Origin of the sequence: Actinocrinis sp., assembly GCF_035946395.1 — a bacterium.
Taxonomy (GTDB): domain Bacteria; phylum Actinomycetota; class Actinomycetes; order Streptomycetales; family Catenulisporaceae; genus Actinocrinis.
In genome coordinates this window covers 1-9,668 of the sequence record NZ_DASYZI010000134.1, presented here as the reverse complement: position 1 = coordinate 9,668, position 9,668 = coordinate 1, and the positions used below count along the sequence as shown (strand labels likewise).

9 protein-coding genes are annotated in these 9,668 nt (G+C 68.7%); 5 read left to right on the top strand and 4 right to left on the bottom strand.

Features of this window, described 5'->3' with window-relative positions:
- The 4 genes from VGS97_RS08500 to nudC form a co-directional block, all read left to right on the top strand.
- Window positions 1–507: PD-(D/E)XK nuclease family protein (locus tag VGS97_RS08500; protein ID WP_326852722.1), on the top strand; the 507-nt coding region annotated here is incomplete at its 5' end.
- 431 nt (window positions 508–938) lie between these two features.
- The gene (locus VGS97_RS08495; RefSeq protein ID WP_326852721.1) at window positions 939–2,150 is read left to right on the top strand and encodes a pyridoxal phosphate-dependent aminotransferase; all 1,212 of its coding nucleotides are present in this window, start codon (window positions 939–941) and stop codon (window positions 2,148–2,150) included.
- Between the two features lie 44 nt (window positions 2,151–2,194).
- Window positions 2,195–3,619 (top strand): dipeptidase, encoded by a 1,425-nt coding sequence (locus VGS97_RS08490; RefSeq protein ID WP_326852720.1) that lies wholly within the window; start codon window positions 2,195–2,197, stop codon window positions 3,617–3,619.
- 101 nt (window positions 3,620–3,720) lie between these two features.
- Window positions 3,721–4,680: an NAD(+) diphosphatase gene (gene nudC / locus VGS97_RS08485; RefSeq protein ID WP_326852719.1), complete on the top strand. Its 960-nt coding sequence runs from the start codon at window positions 3,721–3,723 to the stop codon at window positions 4,678–4,680.
- A gap of 242 nt (window positions 4,681–4,922) precedes the next feature.
- Here the strand turns inward: nudC and VGS97_RS08480 are convergent, their stop codons facing one another.
- Together VGS97_RS08480 and VGS97_RS08475 are read right to left on the bottom strand one after the other, a co-directional pair.
- Window positions 4,923–6,020 (bottom strand): ABC transporter ATP-binding protein, encoded by a 1,098-nt coding sequence (locus VGS97_RS08480; RefSeq protein WP_326852718.1) that lies wholly within the window; start codon window positions 6,018–6,020, stop codon window positions 4,923–4,925.
- Window positions 6,021–6,323: 303 nt separating this feature from the next.
- Window positions 6,324–6,566 (bottom strand): mycoredoxin, encoded by a 243-nt coding sequence (locus tag VGS97_RS08475; RefSeq protein ID WP_326852717.1) that lies wholly within the window; start codon window positions 6,564–6,566, stop codon window positions 6,324–6,326.
- Window positions 6,567–6,673: 107 nt separating this feature from the next.
- Between VGS97_RS08475 and VGS97_RS08470 the strand changes: the two genes are divergently transcribed.
- Window positions 6,674–8,947, top strand: a complete 2,274-nt coding sequence (locus VGS97_RS08470; RefSeq protein ID WP_414641667.1) for an ATP-dependent DNA helicase UvrD2 — start codon at window positions 6,674–6,676, stop codon at window positions 8,945–8,947.
- On the opposite strand, the gene VGS97_RS08465 is transcribed toward VGS97_RS08470, so the two are convergent.
- A complete protein-coding gene (locus VGS97_RS08465; protein ID WP_326852715.1) occupies window positions 8,899–9,477 on the bottom strand; it encodes a hypothetical protein in 579 nt (192 codons plus the stop codon). The two genes, VGS97_RS08470 and VGS97_RS08465, sit on opposite strands and share 49 nt — an antisense overlap.
- Window positions 9,474–9,668 (bottom strand): hypothetical protein (locus VGS97_RS08460; RefSeq protein WP_326852714.1); only part of this gene is annotated, 195 nt, incomplete at its 5' end. The genes VGS97_RS08465 and VGS97_RS08460, both read right to left, overlap by 4 nt.

Sequence of the window (9,668 nt, the reverse complement as noted above, 5' to 3'; positions counted from 1 at the left end):
GAGGAACTGTTCCGGCCGATGCCTCGACCGCCGGCGCCTCAGGCGCGCCGCGGCACCGAGTTCCACGCGTGGGTCGAACACCGCTTCGGCCAGCAGACGCTCTTCGACGACGAGGAACTTGAGCTGCTGGGTGAGGAGGAGATCGAGGGCGACGAGGATCTGGCCGCACTCAAGGCGGCGTTTCTACGCACGCCCTACGCCGGTCGGCAGCCGCACCGGGTCGAGGCTCCGTTCCAGCTGCTGCTCGGCGGGCACATCATCCGGGGCCGGATCGACGCCGTGTACCAGGACCCGGACGGCAGTTACGAGGTCGTGGACTGGAAGACCAACCGGAACGCGGACGCCGATCCGCTGCAACTGGCCGTCTACCGCCTCGCCTGGGCGGAACTGGCCGGGGTGCCGGTCGAGGAGGTGCGCGCCGCGTTCCTCTATGTGCGAACCGGGTTGGTTCAACGGCCCGAGGACCTGCCGGACCGCGCCGCACTCGAACGGTTGCTCATCGAGTGAGGTCGAGTGCGAGGCCGGGAGCAGTCGAGTCCGAGATCGAGCGCGGTTGAGATCGAGCACGGTTGAGGGCGAGCGTGGTTGAGGGGCGACTGCGACCCCGCGCAGGATCCCGCCAGACAGCCGGATGGCGAAACACCGGTGCGGGCGTGGCGGCATGCCTGGTAGAAACAGGCTCCAGGCAGAACGGCCGAGGTCCGGCCGACGCGGACGAGCCGGCTCGGCGAGGCCTTGAGAGACCATGAGCGCCATGAGTCGCTTTGTCCAACCCGGCAAGAGGCCATGAGCCGGCTTGGGGCTTGGTCGCCAGCCCCGCGAGAGGTGCCCGCGCCGCGGAGTACCTGAGCAAGAAGTGCCCGAGCAGGAAGTGCCCGAGCAGGAAGTGCCCGCGCCGCGGCGTACAGACTGCGGCGTACAGACTGGAGTGCAGACACGTGGAGTTCAAACAGTCCAGGAAGCTGTCCGAGGTCCAGTACGACCTGCGCGGGCCTGTCCTCACCCGGGCCAAGCAGCTGGAGGCCGAGGGCCACACCATCCTCAAGCTGAACATCGGCAACCCGGCGCCGTTCGGCTTCGAGGCCCCGGACGAACTGGTCCAGGACATCATCCTCGGCCTGGCCGACTCCAACGGGTACGGCGACTCCAAGGGCCTGCCCTCGGCCCGGCGCGCGGTCGTGCAGTCCTACCAGACCCGAGGCCTGACCGGCATCGACATCGAGGACGTGTACATCGGCAACGGCGTCTCCGAGCTGATCGCCATGGTGCTCAACGCGCTGCTGAACAACGGTGACGAGGTGCTGATCCCGGCGCCCGACTACCCGCTGTGGACCGGCGCGACCGCGCTGGCCGGCGGCACACCGGTGCACTACCTGTGCGACGAGCAGTCCGACTGGTCGCCGGACCTGGCCGACATCGAGTCGAAGGTCACCGACCGTACCAAGGCGATCGTGGTGATCAACCCGAACAACCCGACCGGCGCCGTCTACTCGAACGAGCTGATCAGCGGGCTGGTCGAGATCGCCCGGCGGCACCGGCTGATGGTGCTGTCCGACGAGATCTACGACAAGATCCTCTACGACGGCGCCACCCACCGGCCGACCGCGCTGTTCGCTCCCGACCTGCTGACCATCACGTTCAACGGCCTGTCCAAGACATACCGCGCGGCCGGGTACCGGATGGGCTGGATAGTCGTCAGCGGCCCGAAGGAGCACGCCGAGGATTACATCCAGGGCCTGGACATCCTCGCCAACCTGCGGCTCGGCCCGAACGTCCCGGTGCAGCACGCGATCCAGGCCGCGCTCGGCGGCTTCCAGTCGATCGACCGTCTCACCGAGCCCGGCGGCCGGCTGTGGGACCAGCGCAACCGTACCTGGGAACTGCTCAACCAGATCCCGGGCGTCTCGTGCACCAAGCCGATGGGCGCCATCTACGCCTTCCCCCGGCTCGACCCGGACGTGTACAAGATCGCGGACGACGAGCGCTTCGTGATGGATCTGCTGAACGCCGAGAAGATGCTCGTCATGCACGGCTCCGCTTTCAACTGGCCGGCCTCGGACCACTTCCGCATCGTGACTCTGCCGCGCGTACACGATCTCGAAGAAGCCGTCACCGGGCTGGGGCGGTTCCTGTCCACATACGTGCAGTGAACCGCCTCGCTGGGCACGGCGTGGCGACCCGGTAAAGTCGGATCATGTCTACCGACGCCTACGTTCCCGTGCGGACCTTCGTCGAGCAGAACTCGGCCGGGTTCCTCGAAGACCTCAAGGACTGGCTGCGGATCCCGTCCATCTCCGGCGACCCCGACCGGGTCGGCGACGTGCGGGCCTCGGCACAGTGGCTGGCCGCCAAGCTGCGGGCGACCGGGTTCCCGACCGTCGAGATCTGGGAGACCGCGGGCGGCGCCGGGCTGCCCGCCGTCTTCGCCGAATGGCCGTCGGGTGATCCGCAGGCGCCGACGGTCGCCGTGTACGGCCACCACGACGTCCAGCCCGTCACGCCGCTCGAACTGTGGGAGACCCAGCCCTTCGACCCGAGCGTGCGCGACGGGAAGCTCTACGCGCGCGGCGCCTCCGACGACAAGGGACAGATCTTCTTCCACGTCCTCGGTCTGCGCGCGCACCTGGCCGCGACCGGCCGCACCGCGCCTGCGGTCAATCTCAAGCTGATCGTCGAGGGCGAGGAGGAGTCCGGCTCACCGAACTTCGCGCAGCTGTTGCGTGAGCGCGCCGACCGGCTCGCCTGTGATGTGGTGGTCGTTTCCGACACCGGTATGTGGGACCGCGACACTCCCTCGACGGTGACCGGCATGCGAGGCCTGATCGCCGCTCAGATCGACCTGCACGGCCCGAGCGGCGACGTGCACTCGGGCTCGTTCGGCGGCGCCATCTCCAACCCGCTGACCGAGTTGGTGCGCCTGCTCGCGCAACTGCACGACGAGAACCGGCACATCGCACTGCCCGGCTTCTACGACGGCATCGTCGCGCTCACCGACACCGAGCGGCGCCTGTTCGCCGAGCTCCCCTTCGACGAGGCGGCCTGGCTGCGCACCGCCAAGTCCCGGGCGGCGGTCGGCGAGGCCGGGTACACCACGCTGGAGCGAGTCTGGGCCCGGCCGACCGCCGAGATCAACGGCATCTGGGGCGGTCACACCGGACCCGGCCAGAAGACCATCGTGCCCTCCGAGGCACACGCCAAGCTCTCCTTCCGGCTGGTCGCCGGGCAGGATCCGGCGCAGGTCCGCAAGGCGTTGGAGCTGTGGCTGGCCGAGCGGATTCCGTCCTGGCTCGAATACGAGGTCGAGTTCGAGGGCGACGGCGTGCGTCCGTGCCTGACCCCGCTCGACCACCCCGCGCTGAATTCCGTCACGCGGGCACTCGGCCGCGCTTTCGCCGACGATCCGGACGGCGAGCCCCGCCAGATCCTCTACACGCGTGAGGGCGGCTCGGGACCGGAAGCCGATCTACAGGAAGTGCTCGGCGCACCGGTGCTCTTTCTCGGCGTTGCGCTGCCCGAGGACGGCTGGCACGCGCCGAACGAGAAGATGGACATCGCCGGACTGCTCAGGGGCGCCGAAGCGGCCGCCTACCTGTGGGAGGACCTGGCGGGGAACAAATGATCATCCGGAGACGTTGACCGTGCGTCATGCGCAGGCCCGCGTCCGGGCGGACGGGTGGCCGGCGCCGGGCGAAGCAGTACCCGACGGAGGGGGAACGAGCGATGGCCGACCACCGCGACGCGGCGACCGGACCGCTCGGACGGCTCGCCCTGGCGCGGGGCACCGTCGACCGCACCGCCGAACTGCGGCTCGACGAACTGGCCCTGGCCGCCGTCTGGTCGAACCCGGACACCCGCGTGCTCGTGGTGAGCGAGGGCCGGGCCTTCGTGCTCGACGAGCCGGACCCGGTGGTCGCCGGGGCTACGCGCCCCCGCCTGGTCACGCTGTCCTCGCATGACGCGCCGGAGGGTGATCGTTACCTGCTCGGCCGCGACGAGAGCGGCTACACGTTCTTCGCCGTCCCGGCCGAGACATTACCCGGCCAGTTCGACGGCGACGCGCGCCCCGCGTCGCTGCGTGAGGTCGGCGTGCACCTGTCCGACCGGGATGCCGGACTGCTCACCCACGCGGTCGCCCTCGAACACTGGCACCGCAGCCACCGCTACTGCCCGCGCTGCGGCAGCCCGACCCAGGTAGCCGCGGCCGGACACATCCGCCGCTGCGCCAACTGCGGGACCGAGCACTACCCGCGCACCGACCCGGCCGTGATCATGGCCGTCACCGACCCCGAGGAGCGGCTGCTGCTCGGCCGCGGCTCGTCCTGGGGCCCGAACCGGTTCTCGGTGTTGGCCGGCTTTGTCGAGCCGGGCGAGTCGCTGGAGCAGGCAGTGGCCCGTGAGGTCGCCGAGGAGGCCGGGCTCACGGTGACCTCTGTGACGTACCTCGGCAGCCAGCCGTGGCCGTTCCCGTGCAGCCTGATGCTCGGCTTCACCGCCACGGTGGAGGACCCCGGGCGGATGCGCGCCGACGGCGAGGAAGTGCTGGAAGTGCGCTGGTTCAGCCGCGAGGAACTGACCGAGGCCACCAAATCCGGGGAGATAGTGCTGTCCGGGCAGATATCGATAGCCCGCGCGCTGATCGAGCATTGGTACGGCGCCCCGGTCACCGACGCAGCGCCCTGATCGGCACGGAGCAACACGTTCGACACGGCACGACACGTGATGCAATGACCGCAGTGATCAGCGGACCGCCATGACTAGCCCTATCCTCTGCGCGTTGCCTGAGCGAGCGACATGCAGACCGAGACAATCCGGGCTCATCATCGAGCAATGGCCTTGCTCGGCACTGGAAAATATCCGATATTCCCGGAGTGTCCTACTCATTCAAGTGATGTGCGGAGCACTGGACCAACTAACCACAGTGACTAGCGCTGTGGAGTGAGACGGCGCCCTGACTCGGTCTCGAAGAAGTGGACCGCGTCCAGGGACAGCTCCAGCCCCACCGCCGAACCCGGTCGCGGCGTGGCATGCGGTTCGCAGCGCACCACGATCGTCCGTCGTCCCTCGCCGACACCGGTCGTGCAGTGCGCGTATGCGACGTAGCCGAGGTTCTCCACAGCGTCGACGTGCGCGTACAACCCGTGGCCCGGAGGGGTGAGACGCACGGTGTCCGGACGGAATCCGACCGTCACCTCGGGCACCTGCAACTCCGACGCGACCTTCCGGCTCAGCGGCAGCTCGATCACGTCCACGTCGCCGACGACGGCCCAGTCGTACTCGACCCGCGCCTTGATCAGGTTCATCGGCGGCGAGCCGACGAAGGCGGCGACGTAGGCGTTCATCGGATTCTCGTACAGTGCGCGCGGCGTGTCGCACTGCAACAGCACGCCGTTGTTCATCACGGCGATCCGGTCACCCATCGTCATGGCTTCGATCTGATCGTGCGTCACGTAGATCGTCGTGGCTTCCAGCCGCTGCTGCATGCTCACGATCTGCGCACGCACGTCGGTGCGCAGCTTCGCGTCAAGCGCGCCGAGCGGCTCGTCCATCAGGAAGACCTTCGGCTCGCGCATCATGGCCCGGCCCATCGCCACCCGCTGCTGCTCACCACCGGACAGCGTCCGCGGCATACGGTCGAGGGTCGGCGTCAAGTCGAGCTGCGCTGCCATCCGCCGCACCCGCCGCGCCACGGCCGAGGGCGGCGCACCGGTGAGCGTCAGCCGGAAGCCGAGGTTGCCCGCCACGGTCATCTGCGGGTAGAGCGCGTAGTTCTGGAACACCATCGCGATGTCGCGGTCACCCGGCTGCACCTGGGTGACGTCCACCCCGTCGATGAACACCGCGCCGGTGTCCACCGTCTCCAGCCCCGCCAGCATCCGCAGCGCGGTGGTCTTGCCGCAGCCGCTCGCCCCGAGCAGCACCATGAACTCGCCCGACTCGATGGCCAGGTTCAGATTGTTTACAGCCGGGCTCTTCGTCCCCGGATATGTATGGGACGCATCGGCGAACTCGACGGTAGCCATGATCTCCACCCCGGGACCAGTATCAAAGACTCCGTGTGGCTGTGGTGCGTTGGTGCGAAGATGCCACGGCCGTGCGGCGCGCACGGTGGTAGGCGGCAACCTACTCCGGATGAACGTCATTTGGCGAGAGTGTTGCCGCTATGTCCACGGTGTGAACTGTCTTGAGCCACTCTGTCGCATTCGCCTTACGACACGGAGTAATCAATCAACACGGCGTGATCGGCTGTATTCGGAGTGAGATCGAGCGCGGGTGCCGCGCTCGATCACTAGGCGTGCGTCACTTTCTCAGCGGGCTTTGCGGGCTCAGGCTTCGATCTTCTTGCGGACCTGCGAGAGCGACGGGTTGGTCATCGACGAGCCGTCGTGGAACAGGATCGTCGGGACGGTGCGGTTGCCGTCGTTCACGGACATCACGAATTCGGCGGCTTCCGGGTGCTGTTCGACGTCGATCTCCGCGTACTCGATTCCGGCCCGGTCCAGCTGGTGCTTGAGTCGCTGGCAGTGCCCGCACCAGGTCGTCGAGTACATCGTCATCCGCGTTGTCATCGCTGCTCCACTTCGGATTTCTTCCGTCACCGCGACAACGATCGCGTGCGCCGGAATCATCCCGGATTCGGGAAAGGACGGGCTTTGTGTCGGTGCCGCCTGAGAGTATGGGGAGCATGACCCACGCGACCACGGCCGACAGTGGGGAGGCCCTGCTTGCCGGGCTTGATACAGAGCAGCGCGCGGTCGCCACCGCGTTGCAGGGGCCGGTGTGCGTGCTCGCGGGCGCCGGGACGGGTAAGACCCGGGCGATCACGCATCGGATCGCCTACGCGGTCGCGCGGGGGGTTTATCCGCCCAACCAGGTGCTCGCGGTAACTTTCACCGCACGCGCGGCGGGGGAGATGCGTGGTCGGCTGCGGTATCTCGGCGCCGGGGCGGTTCAGGCGCGTACCTTTCACTCGGCGGCGCTGCGTCAGCTTCAGTACTTCTGGCCGCATACGGTCGGCGGGCCGTCGCCGAAGCTGATGGACACCAAGCTGCCGCTGGTGGCCGAGGCGGTCGCGGCGTGCCGGATGCGTGCGGACCGGGCCGAGCTGCGTGACCTGGCCGGCGAGATCGAGTGGGCCAAGGCGACCCAGGTCACCCCGGACGACTACCCGGCCGCGGCGGTCAAGGCGGGGCGGCTGCCGCCGCGCGATCCGGCCGAGACCGGCCGGATCTACGCGGCCTACGAGGCGGTTAAGCGCGACCGTGGCTCGATCGACTTCGAGGACGTGCTGCTGCTGACGGTCGGGGTGCTCGAATCCCGCCCGGACATCGCGGACCGGGTGCGCGACCAGTACCGGCACTTCGTGGTGGACGAGTACCAGGACGTCAACCCGCTGCAACAGCGCTTGCTGGACTGCTGGCTCGGCCGGCGTGACTCGCTCTGCGTCGTCGGCGACGCCAGCCAGACCATTTACTCCTTCACCGGGGCGACCCCGGAGTTCCTGCTCGGCTTTCCGGATCGCCATCCCGACGCCACGTTGGTCCGTCTGGTACGTGACTACCGGTCCACACCACAGGTCGTCACGCTCGCCAACGCACTGCTGAACGAGGCGCCGATGGACACGCTCGCGCAGCGGCGCACCGCGCGGGCACGCGTCGAACTCGTCGCGCAGTGTCCGCCAGGCCCGGCCGTCGAGTACGAGGAGTATCCCGATGAGACGGCCGAGGCGGAGGGCGCCGCGCGGTGGGTCAAGCGGCTGATCGACGCGGGTACCCGTCCGGCCGAGATCGCCGTGCTGTTCCGGATCAATGCGCAGTCCGAGGTCTACGAGCAGGCGCTCGCGGACGTCGGCGTGCCCTACGTGGTGCGCGGTGTGGAGCGTTTCTTTGAGCGGCCTGAGGTGCGTCAGGCGGTGATGCTGCTGCGTGGGGCGGCGCGTGCGACGACTGAGGGCGGCGAGCCGTTGCCGAGTGCGGTGCGCGGTGTGTTGTCCGGCAGCGGCTGGAGTGCCACACCTCCGGCCGGTTCCGGTCGTAGTCGCGAGCAGTGGGAGTCGTTGGCCGCACTTGCGGCGCTGGCCTCGGAGTACGCGGCCGGGCACCCGGAGGCCGGACTCGCCGACTTCGTGCGCGAACTCGAAGCCCGCGCGGCGGTGCAGCACGCCCCGGTGGTCGACGGCGTCACGCTCGCCTCGCTGCACTCCGCGAAGGGCCTGGAGTGGGACGCGGTGCTGCTGGTCGGCCTGACCGAGGGACTGCTGCCGATCAGCTACGCCGAGACGCCGGACCAGGTCGAGGAGGAGCGGCGGCTGCTCTACGTCGGGGTGACGCGGGCGCGTAAGTGGCTGCGGCTGTCCTGGGCACTGGCCCGCGCCCCGGGAGGCCGGGCGACGCGGCGACCGTCCCGGTTTCTCGACGCGTTGCGTGAGGCACAGGAGGCCCGCTCCGGCAGCATCGAGGGCTCGGTTGTGCGCGGGCGCGGCGGGCGCGGTGGCCGTGCGACCGAGGAGGACAAGCGGGTCAAGCGTTCCGGACCGGTGCGTTGCCGGGTCTGCGGGCGCTCGCTCATCGAGCCGGTGGAACGCAAGCTGGGCCGCTGCGCCGACTGCCCGTCAGATCTGGACGAGGAGCTGTACGAGCGGCTGCTGACCTGGCGTTCCGCGCGAGCTCAGGAGCAGTCGCTGCCCGCGTACTGCGTCTTCACCGACGCGACGCTCACCGCGATCGCGGAGACACGCCCGGCCAGCCGCGCAGCACTGGCCGTCATTCCGGGCGTCGGCTCGACGAAGCTGGACCGTTACGCGGACGAGGTGCTGGCGCTGCTCAGTGCCGGTGGTGCCCCGCTGATCGACGACTCGGTGACGGTGAATGGCGGCGGGGCGAGTGATGATGGCGATGGCAGTCAGGCGGTGTTGTCGTCCTTGGCGGGGGGCAGTGATATCGCGCAGTAGTCTGCGGCGTACTGGAGCGCGCCGCCGATGAAGGTGCGCATTGAATAGTGTGTGGCGCCGTCCACGGTCTGCACGCGCAACAGCACCAGCACGGCTGCGGGGTGCATTATCGTGTGCGGGATCGCAGCGCAGCCGAACGGCGCGTTCACTTCCAGCGAGACGGTTTCGCCGGGCTGGACGACTGTCCACGCGCCGTTCCACTCGATTCGCGGCGCGGTGGGCAGAGACAAGCCGACGATCGTCACCGCGTACGGACTGTCGTTGCGGATTGGCACCGTCAGGTTGTTGTAGTCGCCGGGCGTGACATACGTCGACGGATTCGTTGACGCACGGATCACCGCGTCGTCTCTATCCTGTCGCGTCGGGAGCCCGGCGTTGTACGCCCAACTGCTGGCAGCCCCCACGATCAGCGCCAGCACCCCCAGCACGATCAGGCCTCGGCGGCCGCGATGCGTCGACTCTGTTGCCCCTGCCGGTCCTGCCGGTCCCGTCACTCCCGTTGTTTCGTTGCTCACTGTCTCGCTGCTCATCGCGCGCACACCCGTCCTTGAATCGCGAGCGCCGTGGTGTCGACGGTGAGGATCACGGAGTGCAGCGCCCCGTCCGTGTCGGTCAATGTGACTGCGAGATTTGTGACCTGCTGGGCCGTGCCCTGTCGCCCGGCGACGAGCGCGTGGGTGACCGGGGCGGCTGCGTCGCAGTCCACGGTGATCGTTCCGAC

What these genes read in the sequence shown, in the direction of transcription:
- nudC (WP_326852719.1), top strand. Translation starts at nt 3,721, where the DNA reads ATGGCCGACCACCGCGACGCGGCGACCGGACCGCTCGGACGGCTCGCC.
- VGS97_RS08470 (WP_414641667.1), top strand. Translation starts at nt 6,674, where the DNA reads ATGGGGAGCATGACCCACGCGACCACGGCCGACAGTGGGGAGGCCCTG.
- VGS97_RS08475 (WP_326852717.1), bottom strand. Translation starts at nt 6,566, where the DNA reads ATGACAACGCGGATGACGATGTACTCGACGACCTGGTGCGGGCACTGC.
- VGS97_RS08465 (WP_326852715.1), bottom strand. Translation starts at nt 9,477, where the DNA reads ATGAGCAGCGAGACAGTGAGCAACGAAACAACGGGAGTGACGGGACCG.
- VGS97_RS08480 (WP_326852718.1), bottom strand. Translation starts at nt 6,020, where the DNA reads ATGGCTACCGTCGAGTTCGCCGATGCGTCCCATACATATCCGGGGACG.
- VGS97_RS08490 (WP_326852720.1), top strand. Translation starts at nt 2,195, where the DNA reads ATGTCTACCGACGCCTACGTTCCCGTGCGGACCTTCGTCGAGCAGAAC.